Here is a 22888-nt window from a genome sequence, read left to right as displayed (position 1 = left end):
TGCACAGGCCGGCGCTTCGCGCGACACGCCAGACCCAGCATGCTCAAGACTGCCTTCGTCGCCGCGCGCGACCGCCAGCGCCTCTCCGAGATCGCCTCGGTCCTGATCGGCTTCGGCCTGACCAAGATCGTGGATCGCCTCGGCCTCCACAACATCCCGCTGATCCCACGGCGCACGCCGCGGGTCGACGTGACGCGCCTGTCCCAGCCCGAGCGCCTGCGCCGGGCGATCGAGACGCTGGGCCCGACCTTCATCAAGTTCGGCCAGATCCTGGCGAGCCGGCCGGACCTGCTCTCGCCGATCTGGACCGACGAGTTGGAGAAGCTCCACAGCCAGGTGAAGCCGGTGCCGTGGGCGCAGATCGGGCCGCAGCTCGAGGCCGATCTCGGGGCGCCGCCGGAGCAGGTCTTCGCCGAGTTCGACGTGAACCCGATCGCCTCGGCCTCCATCGCCCAGGTCTACCGGGCCCGGCTCCACACCGGCGAGGAGGTCGTGGTCAAGGTCCTGCGCCCGGGATTGCGGAAGGTCATCGAGGCGGACCTGCGCCTGATGGCCCACGGCGCCCGCATCGTCGAGACGGAATGGCCGGAGATGGCCCGTTACCAGCCCCAGGAGCAGATGCGGCACCTCGCCAACGGCCTCAACGGCGAGTTGGATCTGCTCAACGAGGCCCGCAATTGCGAGATGATCGCCGAGATCTTCGCCGGCCGCGACGACATCGTCATCCCGAAGATCCACTGGGAATGGTGCTCCGAGCGGGTGCTCGTGCAGGAATTCATCCACGGCATCTCGCCCAACGACGCCGTCGGGCTGCGCACGGCGGGGGCCGACAAGAAGGTCCTGGCCCAGAAGGGCTGCGACGCCTTCCTGCGGATGGCCCTGATCGAGGGCGTGTTTCACGCCGATCCCCACCCGGGCAATCTTCTGGTGATGCCGGGCGACCGGATCGGCTTCATCGATTTCGGGATCGTCGGCCGCCTCTCCCAGAAACGGCGCCAGCAACTGCTCGTGCTCATCGGCGCCATGCTCAAGCAGGACGTCGACGGCCTGATGGCGACGCTGCTCGACTGGACCGGCACCTCGAATCCCGACCTGACGAAGCTCGAGCAATCGGCCCAGAACTTCGTCCAGACCCATTCCTCGATCCCGCTCAACCTCGGGCTGGTGCTCACCGACTTCATGACCATGGCCCGCGAGAACGACCTCGCGATGCCCACCGACCTCGCGATCCTGTTCAAGGGCCTCGTCACCGCCGACGGGGTGATGCGCCAGCTCGACCCGAATTTCGACCTGTTCTCCGCCGCCGGGCCCACCGTCCGGGCCTCCATGCGCTCGCAATTCTCCCTGCGCGCGCTCATGCGCAAGGCCGAGTCGCTCGGCACCGGCCTGTTCGGCGCCGCCTCGGAATTGCCGACCCTGATCCACCTCATGCTGGTGCGGCTCAAGCAGGGCCGCGTGACCGTGGAAATCGAGCTGAAGGGCATGGACAAGCTCGTCCGCGGCATCGAGCGCGGCGCCGCGCGGGTCGCCGTGGGTCTGGTCGTGGCCGCCTTCGCGACCCAGCTCGCCCCCCGGCTGATCGATCTCGGCACGCCGGTCTTCGTCATCATCGGCATGACGGTCGCGGTCCTCGGCGTCGGCTGGCTGATCCTGCTGGGGCGTGATCGCTGACCCAGCGGGGTCGGCGGATACCCGGATTGTGAAGATTCAGGCAGGGCGCGGGCCTGCGCGAAAACTATGCGAACACTGAAAATCGCCTTGTGGCCGGCGTGAGTTCTGCTATTCGTGAATTCATTAAAGAGTCGCGGCCCGAATGGCGGCGCGGCGGGCTCAAGAAGCGGATCCCATAGGGGTTCGACGCCCCGCTGCAGCTCCGACATCAGATCGCACGGACCCTCCGGCTCACATGGCGCGCCACCCCGCTTTCGGGAGGGACGCGGCACTCAGGGGGGTGTTACCATGCGGTCCGAAGCGGTCGGCGGGTTTGCGTTGATCGAGTCCGAAGACGGCTGCCGGGGGGCAGCGATCTCGGGCGAAGATCGGCTTTGGGCGGACGCGGAATCCCCCGATCCTGAACCGATGCGGCGGGAGCCGCGCCCCGGCTCCGCTGGCGAGACCGCGCTCCGCCTGTTTGCCGCGAGCCCGGATCGCGTGGCGCTGCTTGCCCCCGACGGCCGGGTTCTGGCCACCAATGCGCCCACGCGCTGCCCTTCGGAAAGCGGCCTGTGGGTCTCCGGTTGGGCTCCCGACGAAAGCCGGGTCGCCGCCCAGGGCGCCTTCGACCGGGCGCGCTGCGGCCAAACCGCCCGCTTTCAGGGCTCCGACGGCGCCAACTGGTGGGACGTGACGGTGACGCCCGTCACCGACGGGACGCTGATCGCGGTCGCCCGCGACATCTCCGAGCAGCGGCAGGCCGAGGCGCGCCAGGGCGTGCTCCTGATGGAGATGGAGCACCGCCTCAAGAACACCCTCGCCATCGTCCAGGCGGTGGCCACCCAGACCCTGCGCAACGCGACCTCTCTCGGGGCCGCGGCCGAGTCCCTCGGGGCGCGGATGCTCGCCCTCGCCCAGGCGCACGATGTGTTGATGCAGGGCGATTGGGCGAGCGCGTCGCTCCGCGGCCTCGTCGAGGGCGCGGCGCGCCTCCACGGCGACGGCATGCCCGAGCGCTTCCAGGTCAACGGCCCGGAGGTCATCGTCGGCCCCCGCCCGGCCTTGACCCTGGCGCTGATGCTGCACGAGCTCGGCACCAACGCGGCCAAGTATGGGGCCCTGTCCAACGAGACCGGCCGGGTCTCCATCAGCTGGCGCATCGCGGGCCAGCCCGGGCAGGAGCGGCTTCGCTTCCGCTGGTCGGAGCGCGGCGGCCCGCCGGTGGCGCCGCCGACCCGCACCGGGTTCGGCTCCCGGCTGATCGAGCGCAGCCTCGTCCACAGCTTCGGCGGAAGCGCGCGCCTGCGCTACCCGCCCGAGGGCGCGGTCCTGATCCTGGTCGCGCCCTTCGAGGCGGTGGCCGCGGAGAACCGGGCGAACGGATAAAGCGCCCCGGCCCGCGGGGCCGAGGCTCGGATCCGACGCCTGGCCCCGGGCGCCTATTTCAGCATCGAAATCTGCACGTCGCCGACCCGGCGCGTCACCGCCACCGTCACATCGTGACCGTGCCGGTGCAGGCGGATATCGGCCCGCGAGGCGCCGAGCTTGAGATTGAACAGCTCGACCCCGTCGAGGAATTTCGGCAGGACCGGATTGCGGAACCGGATGCGGTTGCGGGCATGGTCGAGCTCCAGCCCGAGGCAGGCCGCCAGGAAGGCGAAGGGCGCTGCCGCCGCCCAAGCCTGCGGCGAGCAGGCCACCGGATAGCTCACCGGCCCGCGCTGACGCCGCCGCATGAAGCCGCAGAACAGTTCGGGCAGCCGCTTCTGGTCGTAGTAGAGGCTGGTGTCGAACATGCCCTCGAACACCCGTGCGGCCTCGTCCTTGAGGCCGTAGCGGGCGAGCCCCATGGCGCAGATGGCGTTGTCGTGCGGCCAGATCGAGCCGTTGTGGTAGGACATCGGGTTGTAGCGCGCCTCGCCCTTGGCGACGGTGCGGATGCCCCAGCCGTTGAACCCGTCGTTCGACAGGAGTTGCGCGGCGACCTGGGGCGCCCGCTCCGGCAGCGCGATATCGGTGAACAGCGCGTGGCCCGTGTTGGAGGAGCGCACGGCGCATTGACGCTTGGCGCCATCGAGCGCCAGGGCATAGGTGCCGATCGCCTCGCACCAGAACGCCTCGTCGAACCGGATCCGGAGCGTCTCGGCATCGGCCGAGAGCTTGGCCGACAGCGCGCTCTCCCCGAGCAGGCCCGCGAGCCGGGCCGCGCCGCGCTTGGCCGCGTAGACGTAGCCCTGCACCTCGCACAGGGCGATCGGGCCCTTGGCCATGGCGCCGTCGGCGTGGAAGATCGAGTCGTGGCTGTCCTTCCAGCCCTGGTTGGCCAGCCCCTGCTCGGTCTCGCGGGCGTATTCCACGAACCCGTCGCCGTCGCGGTCGCCGTAGTTGTCGATCCATTCGAGCGCCAGCTTGAGCTGAGGCCAGATCGCCCGGATCGTGTCGAGATCGCCGGTGACCTCGTGGTACTGCGCCGCCAGCATCACGAAGAGCGGCGTGCCGTCGATGGTGCCGTAATAGTGGCGGAACGGCACCTCGCCGAGCATCGCCATCTCGCCGCGGCGGGTTTCGTGCAGCACCTTGCCGGGCTGGGCATCCGCGGCCGGATCGACCTCCTTGGCCTGGGTCGAGGCCAGGAAGCGCAGGACGCCCTTGCCGAAATTTGGGTCGATCCAGAGCGCCATCATCGCGGTGATGATGCCGTCGCGCCCGAACACCGTGGAGTACCAGGGGATGCCGGCAAACGGGTAGATGCCTTCCTGCGTCCGAGTCGCGAGCATGTAGAGGTCGGCGGTCGCCCGGCAGAGACCCTCGTTGAACTGGTCGTTCGAGGAGATGATCGTGGTGATGCCGGCCGTGATCTGCCGCTGGTCGCGGCGGTTGTCGCGGTAGGCGCGAGCGAAGATGCGGCCCTCGCTCAAGGCGCGGTCCGGCCGGTCGGCGCGGCTGCCCGCCGCCCGCGACAGCGCCGCGGCGGCGGCCTCGCCCGCCCGTTCGGGACCCGGCGCCTTCGTGAAGGCGCGGTGGGATTCGAAGGCGATGCGGATGAACAGCGAGGTGTGGCGGCCGGGGTCCAGATCGACCACGAACTCGGCCTTGCCCGGCTCCAGCAGATGGGGCTTCGGCCCGAGATGCACCGAGGTTGTGCGCACGATCTCGTCGAGGCCGGCATAGCGGAACTGCACCTCGGTGTCGGTCCGCCGCTCCACCGTGCGCTTGCCGCGATGGGCACGGTCCGAGCCGCGCACCTCGAACAGGTCGCGGAAATCCGCATCGAAGCTCACGCCGACCCGCAGGCGGCGGCGGCGGGTATCGTAGTTCCGCAGACCGATCCGGTCGTAGCAGGTTCCCTTGAACAGGAACTTGGTGCGCTCGATGGCGATCAGTTCGCGCGGGATCGCGGTCTCGTCGCCCGCGTCGAGGCGGATATCCGGGGTGGTGAGATCGACGGAGAGCGCGCCGTTGTCGTCCTGGATCGCCGAGGACAGCATCATCGGCCGCTCGTCCTCGATGGTGAGCGCAAGGCGCGAGAGGTAGCGCGTGTCCTGGAAGTAGAGGCCGTCGGCGCCCGGAAACCAGCCGATGTCGCCGTAGCTGTCGAGCACGGCGAAGGCTTCGCCGTACTTCAGGGCGCGCAGGGGCCGCTCGACCAAGGAGGCCTGGGCCTCGATGTGATATTGCGGCAGCGCCTCGTCCGCGTCCTGAAACCCTGTTTTCGACGCCGCTTGCGTCTTGTGCTCTTGCTCGGCGTGTCGGGCTCTTGCTGCGTCGTCCTGTGCCGCCATGCGAAGCGCCTCCTGCCGCTGATCCGGGATCGCCGGTTCGGCCCCCGCCCGGGACCGACCTTCGAATCGAAAACCGCCGGTCGTGTGGCACGACCGGCGGCCTGTTACGGATCGATCAGTTAGGCGCCCGACCGGCCCCGGCGAGGGGGCCGGGCCTCGCTTTCGCGGGGTTTCAGGCCGGCATTGCCGCGACGTGGATCGGCGCGCCGGCCTTGCCGTTCAGCTCTCCGTACTGGGGCGAGAAGGCGCCGGCGGTCGGCATCTGGATCACGTTGCCGGGGTTGGCGAGCAGCTGCTCGTAGGCCGACACGTATTTGCGGACCATGACCTCCGCCGTGAATCGGCCCTCGAAGTGGTTGCGGACGCCGGCACGCGGCAGATCGCGTACCTTGCGGCAGGCCTCGATCGCCTCGTCCATCGCATTGACGATGAAGCCGGAGACCCCATCCTTGATGACCTCAGGGACCGAACCGTTGCCGAAGGCGATCACCGGGGTACCCGCCGACATCGCCTCGATCATCACTAGGCCGAAGGGCTCCGGCCAGTCGATCGGGAAGGCGAGCGCCAGGGCGTTGCCGAGGAAGTCCTTCTTCTGCTCCTCGTTGATCTCGCCGATATACTCCACCAGCGGGTGGTGGATCATCGGCTCGATCTTCTCGTCCCAGTATTCCTGGTCGGCCTTGTCGACCTTGGCGGCGATCTTCAGCGGCGTTCCGGAGCGGATCGCCATCTCGATCGCACGGTCGGGGCGCTTCTCGGGCGAGATGCGGCCGAGGAAGGCGAGGTAGCCGCCCTTCGCCTCCGGATAGAAGGGGCAGTTCTCCTTCGGCAGGCCGTGATGGATCGTCGCCAGCCAGTTCGAGTTGTCGGGCATCGGCTCGCGCTGATGGTCCGAGATCGACACCAGAGGCATACCGGTGAAGGTGTTGTAGACCGGCATGAAATCCGGCACGTCCAGGCGACCGTGCATGGTCGTCAGGCACTTGTGGTACAGGTCCTCGAACATCGGGTATTGCAGGAGGTCGATGTGGAAATGGATCACGTCGAACTCATGCGCCCGGCGATGCACGTGGTGCAGCATGGCGAGGTGGCCGGCGGTGTGGTCGCGGTAGCCGAGAAGGCGCAGACCTTCCGGATGGCAGGCGGCAAGCTTGGCCGACGTCTTGGAATCGCCGCTGGCGAACAGCGTGACGTCGTGGCCCTGACGGACCAGTTCTTCCGTGATCCACGACACCACGCGCTCGGTGCCGCCATAGAACTTCGGGGGAACAGCTTCCGCGAGCGGGGCAACCTGGGCAATGCGCACGAAGACGTCTCCTGTGACCGAATAAGGATGTTGGGCAGAGGTATTGCCGACGCGGCCTGAGCGGTACATGAACGAAACGGACAGCCAAGGTTTATGGTTCCGCTGCGTCCCCGAGGCGATGGCGATTCTCTTCGAAGCCTGCCGTCATGCCGGCTATCCACAGTTCTCGGCACCGATTGGCCCCCTGCCGACTTGACCGCCGCGGACGGCTGCGACGCGGCCCCGGGGCCGCCTTCATGGTCGATTGAAACCGGCGACGGTTTCTGCCATAAGCCGCCCGCGTCGAACCGCCCGGCCGATCGGGCTGCCGTGGCGGTTCCCGTTGCTCCAGCAGCATCACAGCGCAAGGCTCCGGCTCTCCGGCCGGCCCGCCGTTGCGTCAGGAGAGCCAAATGCCCAAGCTGAAGACCAAATCGGGCGCCAAGAAGCGCTTCAAGATCACCGGCACCGGCAAGGTGATGTACGCCCAGGCCGGCAAGCGCCACGGGATGATCAAGCGGACCACGAAGCAGATCCGCAACCTGCGCGGCACCACGACCCTGTTCGAGGGCGATGCCGCCAACGTGAAGAAGTACTTCCTGCCCAACCAGCGCTGAAGCTTCTTCGCCCGCGAATTTGCTTTTCTAGAATCCGAGGAGATCTCCCATGGCCCGCGTCAAACGCGGCGTGACCAGTCACGCGAAGCACAAGAAAGTTCTGAAGGCCGCCAAGGGCTATTACGGCCGGCGCAAGAATACGATCCGCATCGCCAAGCAGGCGGTGGAGAAGGGTCTGCAGTACGCCTACCGCGACCGCAAGAACAAGAAGCGCACCTTCCGCGCTCTCTGGATCCAGCGCCTCAACGCGGCGGTGCGCGAGCACGGCCTGACCTATTCGCGCTTCATCGACGGGCTCGCCAAGTCGGGCATCGAGGTGGACCGCAAGGCTCTGTCCGAACTCGCCATCCATGAGCCGGCGAGCTTCGCCGCCGTGGTCGAGAAGGCAAAATCGGCTCTGCCGAAGGCCGCCTGACCGTTCCGGCAGCGGAACGCGCGATCCTTCCATGAGGCGCGGCGCGGGAAGCGCCGCGCCTTCTTCGTTTTCGGGCAGGCCCCGGGCCGTCGGGGCTTGCGGCAGGGCGGGCAACGCGAAAAAAGCGGCCCGCGACCCCCTGTGATGGGCAAGGATGGGTGATGGACCTCGACGCTCTCGAACGCGACCTTCTCGGCCAGATCGGGCAGGCCGGTGACGAGGCCGCCCTCGAAGCCCTGCGCGTCGCCGCGCTGGGCAAGAAGGGCAGCGTCTCCGAGCTTCTCAAGACCCTCGGCGCGATGACGCCCGAGGAGCGCAAGGAGCGCGGCCCCCTCATCAACGGCCTGCGCGACCGGGTGCAGAGCGCGCTCGCCGGCAAGCGCGAGGCCTTGGCCGAGGCCGCCCTCGACGCGCGGCTCTCCGCCGAGCGGATCGACGTGACGCTGCCGCTTCGTGAGGCGCCGGAGATCCGCGGCCGCATCCACCCGATCAGCCAGGTCATCGAGGAGATCACCGCGATCTTCGCCGATCTCGGCTTCTCGGTGGCGGAGGGCCCCGACATCGAGACGGACGAGCTGAACTTCACCGCGCTGAACTTCCCCGAGGGCCATCCGGCCCGGGAGATGCACGACACCTTCTTCCTCGCCCCCGACCATCTCGGGCGGCGCAAGCTCCTGCGCACCCACACCTCGCCGGTCCAGGTCCGCACCATGCGGGCCAAGCAGCCGCCGATCCGCGTGATCATGCCGGGCCGCACCTACCGCCACGATTCCGACCAGACCCACACGCCGATGTTCCATCAGGTCGAGGGTCTGGTGATCGACCGCTCGGCCAACATCGCGAACCTCAAATGGGTCCTCGAATCGTTCTGCCGCGCCTTCTTCGAGGTCGAGGGCGTGACCATGCGCTTCCGCCCCTCGTTCTTCCCCTTCACCGAGCCGTCCGCCGAGGTGGACATCCAGTGCTCGCGCAAGGGCGGCGAGCTGCGCTTCGGCGAGGGCACCGACTGGCTGGAGATCCTGGGCTGCGGCATGGTGCACCCGAACGTGCTGCGCAACGGCGGGCTCGATCCGGATCAGGTCCAGGGCTTCGCCTTCGGCATGGGCATCGATCGCCTCGCCATGCTCAAATACGGCATGCCGGACCTGCGCCCGTTCTTCGAGGCGGATGTGCGCTGGCTGGAACATTACGGCTTCCGGCCGATCGACGTGCCGAGCCTCGTCGGCGGACTCACGGGGTGAGGGAAGCGGGAGGGGAGCGATGACGGATCGGGAGATCCAAGCCCTCGTCGAGGCGGTACTCGTGCAGACCATGCGCGATGCGGGGTTCGAGAGCGCGTCCGTCGAGGCGAAGCCGAACCATGCCGATGAGGATGCGCTCTTCGTGACGGTCCGGTTCCGTTCGGGCGCTGGGGTGACGAGCGGCCATACGACCGCGGACGCGCTCGTCGCCATGCGCTGTGCCTTGGAGAGCAAGGGCGAACACCGTTTCCCCTATCTGATCTACGATTATCCCGACGATCCCCCGCCCTATGCGCACGACGTCCTGGCGGCCGAGTGATGCCGCGAAAGCTCCCGGGACCGCTCGTCGACGGATTGCTGTTTGTCGCCGAGGCCTTCGCTCAGGCGAGCGGAGCTTCCGGCTATCGGCAGGCGTCCATGCGTCGGGCCGTGAGCAGCGCCTGCGACGCAGTGTTTCACGCGCTCAACACCCTGTGTGCGGATGGACTGATCGGCGGGAGCAGGGCCGGAAGCCTGCCGCCGATCGATCGTTCGCTTGAACACGGGGTCGCGCTGCGGAAACTGCGGAACCGTGAAGTCAAACTGATCGATCCAGCCATCGAACGGGTCGGCTCTCTGTTCGAGAGCCTCCACGGAAACCGCCACGCTGCCGATGATGCGCCGCCCTCGGCCCTCTTCAGCCGCATGCAGGCGCTTGCCCTGATCGACGAGGCGAGGGACGCGATCACGCGGATCGAAGGTCTCGACCCGAAGGCAAGCCTCGAACGCGCCCTTCTCCCGCTGGCTCGCACGCGCGCTGGCTGAACCAAAGCGAAGCGATGAAATTCACCCTTTCCTGGCTCAAGGACCACCTCGACACCGAGGCCTCGCTCGACGTGATCAGCGAGACGCTGACGCGGATCGGCCTGGAGGTCGAGGGTCTCGAGGACAAGGCCGCCGCGCTGCGTCCCTACGTGATCGCGCGGGTGATCTCCGCCGAGCCCCACCCGAATGCCGACCGCCTGCGGGTCTGCCAGGTCGATGCGGGTGATGCCGCGCCGGTCCAGGTCGTGTGCGGGGCACCGAACGCGCGCACGGGCATGCGCTCGGTCTTCGCGCCGCCGGGCACCTACGTACCGGGCAAGGCCCTCACCCTGTCGGTCGGCACGATCCGCGGCGTCGAGAGCCGCGGCATGCTCTGCTCGGCGGCCGAACTCGGCCTCGGCGAGGACCATGACGGCATCTTCGACCTGCCGGACGACGCGCCGGTCGGAACGCCCTACGCGGTCTGGGCCGGGCTCGACGATCCGGTCATCGAGATCAACCTCACGCCGAACCGGTCGGATTGCGCCTCGATCCACGGCATCGCCCGGGATCTCGCCGCCACCGGCATCGGCACGCTCAAGCGCGAGCCGCTGCCGCCGGTGCGGGGCGAGGGGCCCTGCCCGGTGCCGGTCACCCTGCGGTTCGATGCGTCCGATCAGGGCCTGTGCCCGCTCTTCGCCCTGCGCCTCGTGCGCGGCGTGACCAACGGTCCGTCGCCCGAATGGATGCAGAAGCGCCTGCGCGCCATCGGCCTGCGCCCGATCAACGCGCTGGTCGACATCACCAACTACCTGACCTTCGACCGCGGCCGGCCGCTGCACGTGTTCGATGCGGCGAAGGTCGCCGGGGGACTGACGGTGCGGCGGGCCGAGGACGGCGAGAGCCTCGTCGCCCTCGATGGCAAGACCTACCGGCTCGATGCCGACGCGGTGGTGATCGCCGACGACAACGGCGTGGAATCCCTCGGCGGCATCATGGGGGGCGAGGCCTCGGGATGCGACGCGGGCACCACCGACGTGCTCATCGAATCCGCCCTCTGGGACCCGCGTAGCATCGCCCGCACCGGCCGGCGCCTCGGCATCATCACCGATGCCCGCTACCGCTTCGAGCGCGGCGTCGACCCGGCCTTCGCCCTGCCGGGGCTCGACCTCGCCACCCGCCTCGTGGTCGATCTGTGCGGCGGCACGCCCACGCAGGTGAGCCTCGCGGGCGAGGTGCCGGACCTGTCCCGCGTCATCGACTTCCCCTGGACCGAGGTTCGGCGCCTGGCCGGGATCGAGCTGTCGCGGGTCGAGATGAAGGTGACGCTGGAATCCCTCGGCTTCCACATCTCGGGCTCCGGCGACCGGGTGAAGGTGCTGCCGCCCTCCTGGCGGCCGGACGTGGAAGGCAAGGCCGATCTCGTCGAGGAGATCGTGCGCATCGCGGGCCTCGACCGGATCGAGCCCAAGCCCCTGCCGCGGATCGAGACCGTCGCGACCGAACCGATGCTGACGGTACTGCAGCGGCGCGGACGCCTCGCCAAGCGGGCGCTCGCCAGCCGGGGCATGCTGGAAGCCGTCACCTACTCCTTCATCCCGCAGGCCGACGCGGTGCTGTTCGGGGGCGGCAAGGCCGATCTGGCGCTGGCCAACCCGATCGCCTCGGATCTCTCCGACATGCGCCCGAGCCTCGTGCCGGGCCTCCTCCGGGCCGCGCAGCGCAACGCCGACCGGGGCTTCCCCGACGTTGCGCTCTTCGAAGTGGGCCAGTGCTTCGCCAGCGACGCGCCGGAGGGTCAGTCCCTGCGCGCCACGGGCCTGCGCCGTGGCACCGCCCGTCATGGCGGGGCCGGGCGCCACTGGAGCGGCGCGGCCGAGCCCGTGGATGCTTTCGAGGCCAAGGCCGATGCCCTGGCGCTGCTCACCGCCCTCGGCGTCCCGACCGGCGGTCTCCAGATCGTCGCGGGCGGACCCGACTGGCTGCATCCCGGCCGCTCGGGCACGCTGCAATTCGGGCCGAAGACCGTGATCGGCCATTTCGGCGCGCTGCATCCGCGCCTCCTGAAGGCGATGGACCTCAAGGGCACGCTGGTGGCCTTCGAGATCGTCCTTGACGCCCTGCCGCTGCCGCGCCATCGCCCGACCAAGGCGAAACCCGCGCTGGTTCTGCCCGATCTCCAGGCGATCGCCCGGGACTTCGCCTTCGTGGTCCCCCGCGACGTGGCCGCCGCCGATATCCTGAAGGCGGTGCAGGGCGCCGAGCGCAAGCTGATCACGGGCGTCGAGGTGTTCGATCTCTACGAGGGCCCGGGCGTGCCGGAGGGCGCGAAATCGGTGGCTGTCGCCGTGCGGCTCCAGCCGAGCGAGCGGACCCTGACCGACGTCGAGATCGAGGCCGTCAGCGCCCGGATCGTCGCCGAGGTGTCGAAAAAGACCGGCGCCACCCTGCGCGCCTGACCTGAGCAAGAGGTGGCCATGGACGCGGATCTGATCGAACGCCTGTCGGTCGCCGACCACATGCCGGTGGAGGCCCTCCGGCAGGCCGTGGCCGCGCCGGAAGCGATCGCCGACGCCGTGCTCCAAGTGCTGGCCACCGCCGCGAAGGATCCCGACGCGCCGAGCGAGCACGAGGCGAACCTGCTGTTCTGGGGCGTGCACGCCCTGGCCGCGGCCGGCGACCGGCGGGTGTATCCCCCGCTGATGCGGCTTCTGCATCAGGACGCTGAGGCGCTTGAGGAGCTGCTCGGCGACGCCCTCGGGATCACCCTGGCCCGCGTCATCGCCAGCGTCTTCGACGGGGATGCGGCCCCGCTTCAGACCCTGATCCTCGACAGCGCCGCCGACGGCGGCATCCGCTACGAGGCCTTCACGGCCCTGTCCTTCCTGACCCGCCAGGGCCGCCTGCCGCTGGCGGACACCCGGGCGCTGCTGGTCCGATTCGAGGCCGCTCAGGCGGCGATCGAAGGCGATCTGGCCTGGGTCGGCTGGGAGGAGTCGATCGCCTATCTCGGCCTCACCGATCTCGCCCCGAAGGCGGAGGCGGCCCGGCGCGACGGCCGCCTCACCGACGAGATCAGCGATGCGGCATGGTTCCGCAAGGCTCTGCGCCGGGCGAGCGCCGAGCCGCCGGACCTCAGCGAGTTCGGCGAGCGCTACGGCACCCTCGACGATCCGGTGGCCGCCCTGGACTGGACCGAGGAATCCTACGGCCAGCCGGTCACGAACCCGTTCAAGGAGGTCGGCCGCAACGATCCGTGCCCCTGCGGCTCGGGCAAGAAATTTAAGAAATGCTGCCTCAACGCGTCCGAGGCGGCCGCCCCGCCGGTGCGGCTTCCCGGGCTGTCCTGACCCCGTCCCGCGTCGCGATGCCGTTGAGCGGGTTGTCCGGGTCCCAGGCGTAAAGCAGCGTCTCGAAGCGCATCGAGCGGGCATCCACCATCAGCAGCCGCCCGACCAGCGGCTCGCCGAACCCGGCGACCGCGCGGATCACCTCCATCGCCATCAGGGAGCCCATCACGCCCGCGAGCGCCCCGAGCACGCCGGCCTCGGCGCAGGGGGCGACGGTCCCGGGCGGAGGCGGCGTCGGAAACAGGCAGCGATAGGTCGGATTGGGCTGCCCGTCCGGCCCGACCTCGTGGGCGCGGATCGTGGTGAGCGAGCCGTCGAAGGCCCCAAGCGCCGCCGTCACCAGCGGTCGCCCGGCGGCAAAGCACGCATCCGAGACGGCGTAGCGGGTCGTGAAGTTGTCGGTCCCGTCGGCGACGAGGTCGTAGCCCGCCAGAAGCGCCGGAGCGTTCTCCGGGGTGAGGCGGACGGCATGGGTCTCCACCCGCACATGCGGGTTGAGCCGGGCGATGGCCTCCGCAGCGCTCTCTACCTTCGGCCGGCCGATATCCGGCGTGCCGTGGATGACCTGCCGCTGGAGATTCGAGAGGGAGACCTCGTCGTCGTCGACGATCCCGATCGTGCCGATGCCGGCCGCGGCGAGGTACTGGATCAGCGGCGCGCCGAGCCCGCCCGCACCCACGACGAGAACCCGCGCCGCCTTGAGCCGGGCCTGCCCCGGCCCCCCGACCTCGCGCAGGACGAGGTGGCGGGCATAGCGTTCGATTTCGTCCGACGAGAGAGCCATGCCGGCCATGTAAGCGCCTGGGACGGTCAGCGGAAGCCGGGCGCGCCGAGCGGCGGCCACTCCTGAGCCGATCACGGCCGCTTATTTGGGGCCGGGCATCGAAGTCCTGTGCGCGCCCCAGGGCTGCGTGCTAGGGCTGCCGCTCCGACGATCGTCGCTGTTTCGCCGTCGCCCGTCGTCCCGAGATGTTGCGCGGTGCCGATCCGTCGCGGTCCGCTCACGCGGGCATCCCGGGATGCGGGCGGGTTCGGCGGAACGCGCCAGCGGTGCTGCCCTTGTCCGACCACGCCCCCCTCGCCCTCGCCCAGGCGCTGATCCGCTGCCCCTCCGTCACCCCGGAGGAGGGCGGCGCCCTGTCCTTCCTGGCGGATCGCCTCGTGGGAGCGGGCTTCTCCGTCGAGCGCCCGATCTTCTCGCAGGACGGCACGCCGGACATCGAGAATCTCTACGCGCGCCTCGGCACGACGAGCCCGGTCCTCGTCTTCGCCGGCCATACCGACGTGGTGCCCCCGGGCGACGACGCGTCCTGGGCACATGGACCGTTTTCCGGCGCGGTCGCCGACGGGTACCTCTACGGCCGCGGCGCCGTGGACATGAAGGGCGGCATCGCCTGCATGCTCGCCGCGGTGCTGGCCTTCCTCGCCGAGCGCGGACCGGACTTCGGCGGCTCCCTCGTCTTCCTGATCACCGGCGACGAAGAGGGCCCGGCGGTCAACGGCACCGTGAAGCTGCTCGACTGGGCGCGCGCCCGCGGGGAACGCTTCGACCATTGCCTGCTCGGCGAGCCGACCAACCCGGACGCGCTCGGCGAGATGATCAAGATCGGCCGGCGCGGCTCGCTCACCGGGCGGATCACCGTGCAGGGGCGCCAGGGCCACGTGGCCTACCCGCACCGGGCGGAGAACCCGATCCCCGGCCTGCTGCGCCTCGCTTCGGCCTTGATCGCCGAGCCCCTCGACGGCGGCACGGCCCATTTCGACGCCTCGAACCTCGAATTCACGACGATCGATGTCGGCAACCCCGCCACCAACGTGATTCCGGCCTCGGCGAAGGCCGTGTTCAACGTCCGCTTCAACGACGACTGGACCGCCGAGACCCTCGGTGCGGAGATCCGCCGCCGTCTCGAGGCGGCGGCGGGCGACACAGTGCGCTTCGATCTCGCGCTTCAGCCCTCGAACGCGCCGGCCTTCCTGACGCAGCCCGACGCCTTCGTCGATCTCGTGGCGGAGGCGATCCAGGCGGAGACCGGCCGGCGCCCGGCGCTCTCGACCACCGGCGGCACCTCGGACGCGCGCTTCATAAAGGATGCCTGCCCGGTCATCGAGTTCGGTCTCGTCGGGCAGACGATGCACGAGGTTGACGAGCGGGTGGCGGTGGCCGATCTGGAGCGGCTCACCGCGATCTACGGACGGGTGGTGGAGCGCTACTTCTCGGCGTAATCAACGCCCACGAAGGTCAGCCCGCCCGCGGGCGCCAGCGGGCCGCAGCGGTGCTTGGCCCGGGTCGCCAGGATCTCCGCCACGTCGTCGGGGGAGAGGCGCCCGCTTCCGGCGAGCATCAGCGTGCCCGCCATGGCCCGTACCTGATGGTGCAGGAAGGAGCGGGCCGAGGTCGCGATGACGATCTCCTCGAAGAGGCCCATCCGCTCCCGCGTCACGTCGAGCCGCTCCAGCGTGCGGACCGGGGACTTCGCCTGACACTCGGCGGCGCGAAACGCCGAAAAGTCGTGGCGGCCGAGCAGCCGCTGGGCGGCGGCGTGCATCCGGTCGGCGTCGAGGGACCAGGGCACCTGCCAGACATGGGCACGGGTCAGCGCGGCGGGGCTGCGCCGATTGAGAATGCGGTAGCGGTAATGGCGCCGGATCGCGGAGTGGCGCGCGTCGAAGGCCTCCGTGACCCGCTCGGCCGAAAGAACGGCGACCGGCAGCGGGCGCAGATGCGCGTTCAGCGCGTCGCGCACGGTGTCGGTGCGCCAGTCCTTGGCGAGATCGACATGCGCGACCTGATGGATCGCGTGCACGCCGGCATCGGTGCGGCCGGCACAGGTGAGCCGCGCCGCCTCGCCGGAAAAGCGCTCGACCGCCGTCTCGATGGCGCCTTGAACCGTTGGGTCCTCGGCCTGCCGCTGCCAGCCGCAGAACGGGCCCCCGTCGTATTCGATGACGAGCTTGTAGCGGGGCATCAGGGCTGCGCCGGCCAACCTCGTCCCCGTCCGCAGCGGAGGCCCGCAGCGGAGGGAGGGGAGGGGTGCGGGCTCGCCGCGGCGCGCAAAGCTCTCACGGAAGCCGCGCCCCGACTGCCATCCGGGCCCCGCGCAAGAACTCCTCGCCGCTCGCCGCGCCGCTCTTGCCGGCCCGGCGCAGTTCGAGGAGCTGCACCGCGCCGCTGCCGCAGGCGATGGTGCCGGCGGCGTCGAGCAGCGTGCCGGGCGCGCCGGAGCCTTCGCAGGGAAGGGCGCGCAACACCTTCACCCGCTCCTGTCCCTTGCCGAGATCGACCTCGAAGGAGGCGCCCGGAAACGGCGACAACCCGTTGATGTGGCACGCGACCGCCGCGGCGGGGCGCGACCAGTCGATGCGCGCCTCCGTATTGGTGATCTTGTGGGCGTAGACCACGCCTTCCTGGGATTGCGGCGTGAAGGTCAGGCCGCCCTCCGCCAGCGCCCGGAGGGCCTCGCCCATCAGAGCGGCCCCGGCCGGCATCAGCGCGTCGTGCAATTCCCCCGCGGTCATGCCCTCGCGGATCGGCAGGCGCCGCTCAAGGGCCACGGGGCCGGTATCGAGCCCCGCCTCCATCCGCATCACGCCGACGCCGCTTTCGGGGTCGCCCGCCATGACCGCGCGCTGGATCGGCGCCGCGCCGCGCCAGCGCGGCAGCAAGGAACCGTGCAGGTTGAGGCAGCCGTGGCGCGGCAGGTCGAGGATCGCTTGCGGCAACAGCATCCCGTAGGCGACGACGACGGCCACCTCCGCCTCGTGGCCCGCGAAGGTCTCGGCGGCCTCCGGCGTCTTCAGGGTCGAGGGAGTCAGGACCGGTAGGCCCAAGGCCTCGGCGCGGGCGTGGACCGGGGAGGGCCGCAGGGCCATGCCCCGCCCGGCTTTGGCGGGCGCCCGGGTGTAGACCGCGGCGAGGGTGTGGCCGTCGGCCTGCAACCGGTCCAGGGTGGGTACGGCGAAATCCGGCGTGCCCATGAAGACGACCCGCATCGGCTCAGGCCGCCGTGTCGCGCTTGGCCGCCTTCGAAAACTTCTTCATCACCCGGTCGCGCTTGAGCTTCGACAGGTGATCGATGAACAGGACGCCGTTGAGATGATCGATCTCGTGCTGGAGGCAGGTGGCGAGCAGCCCGTCCGCCTCCTGCTCCACGGTCTCGCCGTCGAGCGTCATGTAGCGCACCCGGACCCGGTCCGGACGCTCGACCTCGCCGTAGAATTCGGGGATCGACAGGCAGCCCTCGTCGTAGACGCGCCGCTCCTCCGACGACCACACGATCTCCGGGTTCAGATAGACGGTCGGGTTCTTGGCGTTCTCGTCCTTCGCGGCGTCGATGGTGACGACGCGCTTCGGCACGCCGATCTGGATCGCCGCGAGGCCGATGCCGGGGGCGTCGTACATCGTCTCGATCATGTCCTGCGCCAGCGTGCGGATCTCGCGGGTCACCTCCGTCACCGGCTCGGAGCGGAGACGCAAGAGCGCGTCAGGCAGGATCACGAGGGGACGGACGGACATGGCTTGGGGCCGGGATCGGAGGGAGATGGAAAAGCGGTGGTGCCGACCGCAGATAGGCGGCGGCGCGGGGCCGGTCAAATGGCCGCCGGAGGGGACTCAGAACGCCGTGCGGCTGCGGATCGCCGCCGTCAGCGTGCCCTCGTCGAGATAGTCGAGCTCCCCGCCGACCGGTACGCCGTGGGCGAGCCGCGTGATGATCAGCCCGAGGGGCCTCAGGGATTCGGTGACGTAATGGGCGGTGGTCTGCCCGTCGACGGTCGCGTTGAGGGCCAGGATGATCTCCTTCACCTCCGGCTCGCTCGCCCGTTCGACGAGCCGGGCGATGGTGAGATGCTCCGGCCGCACTCCGTCCAGCGCCGAGAGGACGCCGCCGAGCACGTGGTAGCGCGCCTTGACCGCGCCCGACCGCTCCAGGGCCCACAGATCGGACACATCCTCGACCACGACGAGCATGGTCGGATCGCGGCCCTGATCGGCGCAGATCGTGCAGGGCTCGCGGGTATCGACGTTGCCGCAGGACGAGCAGACGACGATCCGGTCGGCGGCGACCCGCATCGCGTCGGCGAGCGGCGCCAGCAGGGTCTCGCGCTTCTTGATGAGCTGGAGCGCGGCGCGCCGGGCCGAACGGGGACCGAGGCCGGGCATGCGGCCGAGGAGCTGGATCAGGCGCTCGATCTCCGGGCCGGCGACGGCTTGGGGCATGCGGTGATTCGAACTTTTCGCGGGAAGGATCGGCGGGGGAACGCCCCGTACATAGGTCTGTCCGGCCGGTTTTGCCCGTTCATCGACACGTCAGGGACAGGCCGGCAAGACAGCCGGCGACACAAGAAAAATTTGGCTCGGCCCAAAGTTTAGTTGACGGCTAAGCGCGGGATCGGGCCTTTGGGCGGCGGGCCGGTGAACCGGCGCGCGGCGGTCCTGAACGACCGCGCGGACGGCCCGCGACGTTGGAACGAGAGCCGGCTGTCCGGCTGCGAACGGTGCGATCAGGGGCCCAGGGAGTCAGTCCGTGACCAATATCGGCGAATTCAACGTGGCCCACGGACCGGAGGTCATCGGCCTGACCGACCTCGCCGGCGTCCACTGGAACCTCGAAGCCCCCCGTCTCTACGAAGAGGCCCTGCGCCGCGGCGAGGCCGAACTCGCCCGGGGCGGCGCGCTGGTCGCCACCACCGGCAGCCACACCGGCCGTTCGCCCAAGGACAAGTACGTGGTGCGCGACGCCACGACCGAGAATGAGATCTGGTGGGACAACAACGGCTCGATCACCCGCGAGCAGTTCTCGACCCTCCTCGACGATTTCCGCACCCATGCCCGTGGCAAGGAACTCTTCGCCCAGGACCTGTTCGGCGGCGCCGACCCGTCCCACCGCGTCCGCGCCCGCGTCTACACCGAGTTCGCGTGGCACTCCCTGTTCATCCGCAACCTGCTGATACGGCCCGATCGCGACGCGCTGGCCTCCTACGTGCCGGAGCTGACGATCATCGACCTGCCGAGCTTCCAGGCCGATCCGGCCCGCCATGGCTGCCGCTCCAAGACCGTGATCGCCATCGACTTCGCCCAGAAGATCGTGCTGATCGGCGGCTCGGCCTATGCCGGCGAGATGAAGAAGTCGGTCTTCACCTACCTGAACTACGTTCTGCCCGGGAAGGGCGTGATGCCGATGCATTGCTCGGCCAATGCCAGCCTCGATCAGACCGGGGATTCGGCCCTGTTCTTCGGCCTCTCGGGCACCGGCAAGACCACGCTCTCGAACGATTCCTCGCGCCAGCTCATCGGCGACGACGAGCACGGCTGGGGCGCCGATGGCATCTTCAACTTCGAGGGCGGCTGCTACGCCAAGACCATCCGGCTGTCGCGCAATGCCGAGCCGGAGATCTACGCCACCACCGAGCGCTTCGGCACGGTGATGGAGAACGTCGTCATCGACCCGCTCACCCGCGTGCCGGACTTCGACGACGCGACGCTGACCGAGAACACCCGCTGCGCCTACCCGCTCGACTTCATCGCCAATGCGAGCGCCACCGGCCGGGCCGGGCACCCTAAGAACATCGTGATGCTGACCTGCGACGCCTTCGGCGTGATGCCGCCGATCGCCAAGCTGACCGGCGCCGAGGCGATGTACCACTTCCTGTCGGGCTACACCGCCAAGGTGGCTGGCACCGAGCGCGGCTTGACCGCCCCGGAGGCGACCTTCTCGACCTGCTTCGGCGCGCCGTTCATGCCGCGCCATCCGAGCACCTACGGCAACCTGCTGCGCGAACTGATCGCGGAGCACGACGTCGATTGCTGGCTCGTGAACACCGGCTGGACCGGCGGCGGCGTCGGCACCGGGCGGCGCATGCCGATCCGCGTGACCCGCCGCCTGCTTACCGCCGCCCTCGATGGCTCGCTGGCCCAAGTCGAGTTCCGCCGCGATCCGTATTTCGGCTTCGCGGTGCCGGTCGAGGTCCCCGGCGTCGAGACGCAGGTGCTCTCCCCGGTCGACACCTGGACCAACAAGGCGGCCTTCGCCGACACCGCCACGCGGCTGGTCACGATGTTCCGCGAGAACTTCAAGCGCTTCGAAAGCTACGTCGATGCCGACGTGCGCGCCGCCGAGCCGGTCGCCGCTTCGATCGCGGCCTAGGGCCAGGACGGTTCTCTCAGCCTCCCTGTGGCGCCGGCTCTCCGCGAGAGCCTGCGCCACAGGGTCGAAACGACAAGGGGCGGTGGCAGAGGTCGCCGCCCCTTTTTCCAAAGCCGCACGCGAACCCGCCGGCCTGCCCTTCGCAAACGGGGGCTCTGCCTCGGGCCGGGACAGGCCGCGCGGTCAGAAGGGCAGCTTCATCCCGGGCGGCAGCGGCAGACCCTTGGTCAGCTCGGCCATCTTCTCCTGCGCGGTCGCCTCGGCCTTGGCCCGGGCGTCGTTGCAGGCGGCCACGATCAGGTCCTCCAGGATCTCACGCTCGTCGGCGACCATCAGGCTCGGATCGATGGCGACGCCGAGCACCTGTCCCTTGGCGGTCATCCGCACGCTGACGGCGCCACCGCCCGAGGCGCCCCGCACCTCGACCGTGTCGAGCTCGGACTGGAGCGAGGCCATCTTCTCCTGCATGGCCTGGGCCTGCTTCATGATGCCCATGAGATCGCGCATGTCGGGTCCGCTCCGGTCGCCGTATCGGGTTTGATCGTCCGGACTGACCTAAGAGCCGAGGCCCCGATCCGCCAGGGACGGAGGTGACGCTCAGGGCTCGTCCTCAGTCTCGTCCGGCACCGGCTCGACCGGGCCGGGCGCCTCCGGGCCGCTCGCCGCCGGGCCGGCCTCGGCGGCCTTGTCGCGCACGTCGACGATCTGGGCGCCGGGAAAGCGCGCCAGCACCTCCCGCACCAGCGGATGGGCGGCGGCGTTCTGGTGGCGGGTCTGCTCCGCCTCGCGCACATTCTGCGCCAGGGTGGGCGCGCCTTCCTCCTTCGAGATCGCCACGATCCAGCGCCGCCCGGTCCAGGCGTCGAGGGCGCGGGCGAGGTCGTTGGCGAGGCTCGGCCGCCCGCCCGCGGCGAGGCGGAACTCGATCCGGCCCTCCTCGAAGCGGACGAGGTGGACGTCGCGCTCCAGGGCCACCTTCAGGGCGATGTCGCGGGCGGCCTCGGCCTGGGCGACCACGTCCTCGAAGCGACCGAGCCGGAGGCCGACGGAGGCCGCCTCGGAAGGGGCGACGATTTCGGGCGCGGGATTGGCCGAGGCGAGGACCGGACGGGGCAGGGCGGGCGCCCGTTGGAGCGCCGCCGAACCGCTCTCGCGGGCGAAGGCGACGGGACCGCCGCCCCCCGAGGCGGGGGCGGCAGGGGCCTGGCCGCCCAGCGCGGCCCCCTCGCTGCGCAGGCGGCGCAGGGCCTCGTCCGGCGTCGGCAGATCGGCGGCGTAGGCCAGCCGGACCACCGCCATCTCGGCCGCGGCCAGGGGGCGGGGGGCCGTCTGCACCTCGGGCAGGGCCTTCAGCAGGATCTGCCATGCCCGCGACAGGGCGCGCACCGGCAAGCGCGCGGCGAATTCCGCGCCGCGGACACGCTCGGCCTCGCTGAGCGTCGGGTCGGCGGCGGCGTCCGGCACGATCTTGAGGCGGGTGACGAGATGGGTGAAGCCGGCGAGATCGGAGAGCATCACCGCCGGGTCGGCGCCCGCATCGTATTGCGCGCGCAACTCCGCGAAGGCCGCGGGCACATCGCCCCGCATCACCGCCTCGAACAGGTCGACGATACGGGCGCGGTCGGCGAGCCCGAGCATGTCGCGCACGCCCGCGGCCGTCACCGAACCGGCGCCGTGGGCGATGGCCTGATCGAGCAGGGAGAGCGCGTCGCGCACCGAGCCTTCCGCCGCCCGGGTGATCGCGGCGAGCGCCTCGGCCTCCGCGGGCACGGCCTCGGCCGCGCAGATCTTCTTCAGATGGGCCGAGAGGGTGTCGGCCTCGACCCGGCGCAGATCGAACCGCTGGCAGCGCGACAGGATCGTCACCGGGACCTTGCGGATCTCGGTGGTGGCAAAGACAAACTTGGCGTGGGGCGGCGGCTCCTCCAGCGTCTTCAGAAAGGCATTGAACGCCTTCTCGGAGAGCATGTGGACCTCGTCGACGATGTAGACTTTGTAGCGCGCCGAGACCGGACTGTAGCGGATGCCGTCGATGATGCCGCGCACGTCGTCGATGCCGGTATGGGAGGCGGCGTCCATCTCCAGCACGTCCATGTGCCGGGATTCCATGATCGCCCGGCAATGGCGGCCGAGCTCCGGCATCGTCACCGTCGGGCCGGTGTCCGGCTGGCCCTCGCGCAGGTAGTTGAGGCCGCGGGCCAGGATCCGGGCGGTGGTGGTCTTGCCGACCCCGCGCACGCCGGTCAGCATCCAGGCCTGGGGGATGCGGTTCGCCGCGAACGCGTTGGCCAGCGTGCGCACCATGGCGCCCTGGCCGATCAGATCGTCGAAGGTCTGGGGACGGTACTTGCGGGCCAGCACCCGGTAGGGCGTCGCGGCCTCGGGCGCCGGCATGCCGGGCAGGCCCGGCTCGTCGGGAAACGTGCCGTGCGTCTCGTCCATGCCGCCGTTCGGATTTTGGGGAGGCTGGCCGCCCGGCCCATGCCGGGCATGGGCGGCGAGGGTGGGAGGCTGGACAAAGACCCGCTCGGTCTCGTTAGGGCTGCTTCCTTCCGGACCTGACCCGGTTGGCGAGTGAAACGTCCCTCGCCAACCTCCCGGAGCCGTATATGACGGCAGG

At 69.9% G+C, this 22888-nt stretch carries 20 protein-coding genes and 1 other RNA gene; 11 read left to right on the top strand and 10 right to left on the bottom strand.

The genetic code is table 11. The features are described from left to right. Positions 1 to 39 precede the first annotated feature (39 nt). Positions 40 to 1671: an ABC1 kinase family protein gene (locus tag LW587_RS02145; protein ID WP_232627961.1), complete on the top strand. Its 1632-nt coding sequence runs from the start codon at positions 40 to 42 to the stop codon at positions 1669 to 1671. A gap of 408 nt (positions 1672 to 2079) precedes the next feature. Next, positions 2080 to 3039 (top strand): sensor histidine kinase, encoded by a 960-nt coding sequence (locus tag LW587_RS02140; protein WP_232627960.1) that lies wholly within the window; start codon positions 2080 to 2082, stop codon positions 3037 to 3039. 53 nt (positions 3040 to 3092) lie between these two features. Here the strand turns inward: LW587_RS02140 and LW587_RS02135 are convergent, their stop codons facing one another. Together LW587_RS02135 and LW587_RS02130 are read right to left on the bottom strand one after the other, a co-directional pair. Beyond that, the gene (locus LW587_RS02135) at positions 3093 to 5435 is read right to left on the bottom strand and encodes an amylo-alpha-1,6-glucosidase (protein ID WP_232627959.1); all 2343 of its coding nucleotides are present in this window, start codon (positions 5433 to 5435) and stop codon (positions 3093 to 3095) included. Between the two features lie 172 nt (positions 5436 to 5607). Further along, entirely contained in the window at positions 5608 to 6741 is a 1134-nt protein-coding gene (locus LW587_RS02130) for a glycosyltransferase family 4 protein (RefSeq protein ID WP_232627958.1), read from the bottom strand. 392 nt (positions 6742 to 7133) lie between these two features. On the opposite strand from LW587_RS02130, the gene rpmI reads away from it, so the two are divergent. The 7 genes from rpmI (at position 7134) to LW587_RS02095 (ending at position 13126) form a co-directional block, all read left to right on the top strand. Beyond that, the gene (gene rpmI, locus LW587_RS02125) at positions 7134 to 7337 is read left to right on the top strand and encodes a 50S ribosomal protein L35 (protein ID WP_056244427.1); all 204 of its coding nucleotides are present in this window, start codon (positions 7134 to 7136) and stop codon (positions 7335 to 7337) included. A gap of 49 nt (positions 7338 to 7386) precedes the next feature. Further along, entirely contained in the window at positions 7387 to 7752 is a 366-nt protein-coding gene (gene rplT, locus LW587_RS02120; protein WP_137828480.1) for a 50S ribosomal protein L20, read from the top strand. Between the two features lie 161 nt (positions 7753 to 7913). Continuing rightward, on the top strand, positions 7914 to 8993 hold the full coding sequence (gene pheS, locus LW587_RS02115; RefSeq protein ID WP_232627957.1) for a phenylalanine--tRNA ligase subunit alpha: 1080 nt from the start codon (positions 7914 to 7916) through the stop codon (positions 8991 to 8993). A gap of 19 nt (positions 8994 to 9012) precedes the next feature. Further along, positions 9013 to 9312: a hypothetical protein gene (locus tag LW587_RS02110; RefSeq protein WP_232627956.1), complete on the top strand. Its 300-nt coding sequence runs from the start codon at positions 9013 to 9015 to the stop codon at positions 9310 to 9312. Then, positions 9312 to 9797, top strand: a complete 486-nt coding sequence (locus LW587_RS02105) for a hypothetical protein (protein ID WP_232627955.1) — start codon at positions 9312 to 9314, stop codon at positions 9795 to 9797. Before LW587_RS02110 ends, LW587_RS02105 begins: the two co-directional genes overlap by 1 nt. Positions 9798 to 9811: 14 nt before the next feature. After that, positions 9812 to 12235: a phenylalanine--tRNA ligase subunit beta gene (gene pheT, locus LW587_RS02100; protein ID WP_232627954.1), complete on the top strand. Its 2424-nt coding sequence runs from the start codon at positions 9812 to 9814 to the stop codon at positions 12233 to 12235. 18 nt (positions 12236 to 12253) lie between these two features. Further along, on the top strand, positions 12254 to 13126 hold the full coding sequence (locus LW587_RS02095) for a DUF1186 domain-containing protein (RefSeq protein WP_232627953.1): 873 nt from the start codon (positions 12254 to 12256) through the stop codon (positions 13124 to 13126). On the opposite strand, the gene LW587_RS02090 is transcribed toward LW587_RS02095, so the two are convergent. Further along, positions 13074 to 13910 (bottom strand): HesA/MoeB/ThiF family protein, encoded by an 837-nt coding sequence (locus tag LW587_RS02090; protein WP_232627952.1) that lies wholly within the window; start codon positions 13908 to 13910, stop codon positions 13074 to 13076. The genes LW587_RS02095 and LW587_RS02090 overlap by 53 nt on opposite strands. A 269-nt stretch (positions 13911 to 14179) precedes the next feature. Between LW587_RS02090 and dapE the strand changes: the two genes are divergently transcribed. Beyond that, positions 14180 to 15349 carry a succinyl-diaminopimelate desuccinylase gene (dapE, locus tag LW587_RS02085; protein WP_232628060.1) on the top strand — a complete coding sequence of 390 codons (1170 nt, stop codon included), beginning with the start codon at positions 14180 to 14182 and terminating at the stop codon, positions 15347 to 15349. Here the strand turns inward: dapE and truA are convergent. The 4 genes from truA to recR all read right to left on the bottom strand — a co-directional run bounded on the left by truA (position 15334) and on the right by recR (position 18341). After that, the gene (gene truA, locus LW587_RS02080; protein ID WP_232628059.1) at positions 15334 to 16092 is read right to left on the bottom strand and encodes a tRNA pseudouridine(38-40) synthase TruA; all 759 of its coding nucleotides are present in this window, start codon (positions 16090 to 16092) and stop codon (positions 15334 to 15336) included. The genes dapE and truA overlap by 16 nt on opposite strands. Positions 16093 to 16186: 94 nt before the next feature. Continuing rightward, positions 16187 to 17116 carry a methionyl-tRNA formyltransferase gene (gene fmt, locus LW587_RS02075; protein WP_232627951.1) on the bottom strand — a complete coding sequence of 310 codons (930 nt, stop codon included), beginning with the start codon at positions 17114 to 17116 and terminating at the stop codon, positions 16187 to 16189. A 4-nt stretch (positions 17117 to 17120) separates the two neighbouring features. Further along, positions 17121 to 17639: a peptide deformylase gene (locus LW587_RS02070; RefSeq protein WP_232627950.1), complete on the bottom strand. Its 519-nt coding sequence runs from the start codon at positions 17637 to 17639 to the stop codon at positions 17121 to 17123. Between the two features lie 96 nt (positions 17640 to 17735). Continuing rightward, the gene (gene recR, locus LW587_RS02065) at positions 17736 to 18341 is read right to left on the bottom strand and encodes a recombination mediator RecR (protein WP_232627949.1); all 606 of its coding nucleotides are present in this window, start codon (positions 18339 to 18341) and stop codon (positions 17736 to 17738) included. 307 nt (positions 18342 to 18648) lie between these two features. Between recR and LW587_RS02060 the strand changes: the two genes are divergently transcribed. Beyond that, on the top strand, positions 18649 to 20268 hold the full coding sequence (locus tag LW587_RS02060) for a phosphoenolpyruvate carboxykinase (RefSeq protein ID WP_232627948.1): 1620 nt from the start codon (positions 18649 to 18651) through the stop codon (positions 20266 to 20268). A gap of 183 nt (positions 20269 to 20451) precedes the next feature. Here LW587_RS02060 and LW587_RS02055 read toward each other — a convergent pair whose 3' ends face one another. The 3 genes from LW587_RS02055 to ffs all read right to left on the bottom strand — a co-directional run bounded on the left by LW587_RS02055 (position 20452) and on the right by ffs (position 22867). Continuing rightward, on the bottom strand, positions 20452 to 20775 hold the full coding sequence (locus tag LW587_RS02055) for a YbaB/EbfC family nucleoid-associated protein (RefSeq protein ID WP_232627947.1): 324 nt from the start codon (positions 20773 to 20775) through the stop codon (positions 20452 to 20454). Positions 20776 to 20865: 90 nt separating this feature from the next. After that, complete coding sequence (locus LW587_RS02050; protein WP_232627946.1) at positions 20866 to 22710, bottom strand: DNA polymerase III subunit gamma/tau; 1845 nt, start codon at positions 22708 to 22710, stop codon at positions 20866 to 20868. Positions 22711 to 22770: 60 nt separating this feature from the next. Further along, positions 22771 to 22867, bottom strand: an RNA gene (ffs, locus tag LW587_RS02045) — signal recognition particle sRNA small type. Positions 22868 to 22888 lie beyond the last annotated feature (21 nt).

The organism is Methylobacterium sp. Leaf118 (assembly GCF_920984675.1).
Taxonomy (GTDB): Bacteria; Pseudomonadota; Alphaproteobacteria; order Rhizobiales; family Beijerinckiaceae; genus Methylobacterium.
This window is presented reverse-complemented; position numbering and strand designations above follow the sequence as displayed.

Coding starts and splice junctions, on each gene's coding strand:
- LW587_RS02140 (WP_232627960.1), top strand. CDS start 2,080: ATGCGGCGGGAGCCGCGCCCCGGCTCCGCTGGCGAGACCGCGCTCCGC.
- LW587_RS02110 (WP_232627956.1), top strand. CDS start 9,013: ATGACGGATCGGGAGATCCAAGCCCTCGTCGAGGCGGTACTCGTGCAG.
- LW587_RS02070 (WP_232627950.1), bottom strand. CDS start 17,639: ATGTCCGTCCGTCCCCTCGTGATCCTGCCTGACGCGCTCTTGCGTCTC.
- LW587_RS02050 (WP_232627946.1), bottom strand. CDS start 22,710: ATGGACGAGACGCACGGCACGTTTCCCGACGAGCCGGGCCTGCCCGGC.
- rpmI (WP_056244427.1), top strand. CDS start 7,134: ATGCCCAAGCTGAAGACCAAATCGGGCGCCAAGAAGCGCTTCAAGATC.
- LW587_RS02135 (WP_232627959.1), bottom strand. CDS start 5,435: ATGGCGGCACAGGACGACGCAGCAAGAGCCCGACACGCCGAGCAAGAG.
- LW587_RS02095 (WP_232627953.1), top strand. CDS start 12,254: ATGGACGCGGATCTGATCGAACGCCTGTCGGTCGCCGACCACATGCCG.
- LW587_RS02105 (WP_232627955.1), top strand. CDS start 9,312: ATGCCGCGAAAGCTCCCGGGACCGCTCGTCGACGGATTGCTGTTTGTC.
- pheT (WP_232627954.1), top strand. CDS start 9,812: ATGAAATTCACCCTTTCCTGGCTCAAGGACCACCTCGACACCGAGGCC.
- LW587_RS02145 (WP_232627961.1), top strand. CDS start 40: ATGCTCAAGACTGCCTTCGTCGCCGCGCGCGACCGCCAGCGCCTCTCC.
- pheS (WP_232627957.1), top strand. CDS start 7,914: ATGGACCTCGACGCTCTCGAACGCGACCTTCTCGGCCAGATCGGGCAG.
- fmt (WP_232627951.1), bottom strand. CDS start 17,116: ATGCGGGTCGTCTTCATGGGCACGCCGGATTTCGCCGTACCCACCCTG.
- LW587_RS02055 (WP_232627947.1), bottom strand. CDS start 20,775: ATGCGCGATCTCATGGGCATCATGAAGCAGGCCCAGGCCATGCAGGAG.
- LW587_RS02090 (WP_232627952.1), bottom strand. CDS start 13,910: ATGGCTCTCTCGTCGGACGAAATCGAACGCTATGCCCGCCACCTCGTC.
- truA (WP_232628059.1), bottom strand. CDS start 16,092: ATGCCCCGCTACAAGCTCGTCATCGAATACGACGGGGGCCCGTTCTGC.
- rplT (WP_137828480.1), top strand. CDS start 7,387: ATGGCCCGCGTCAAACGCGGCGTGACCAGTCACGCGAAGCACAAGAAA.
- recR (WP_232627949.1), bottom strand. CDS start 18,341: ATGCCCCAAGCCGTCGCCGGCCCGGAGATCGAGCGCCTGATCCAGCTC.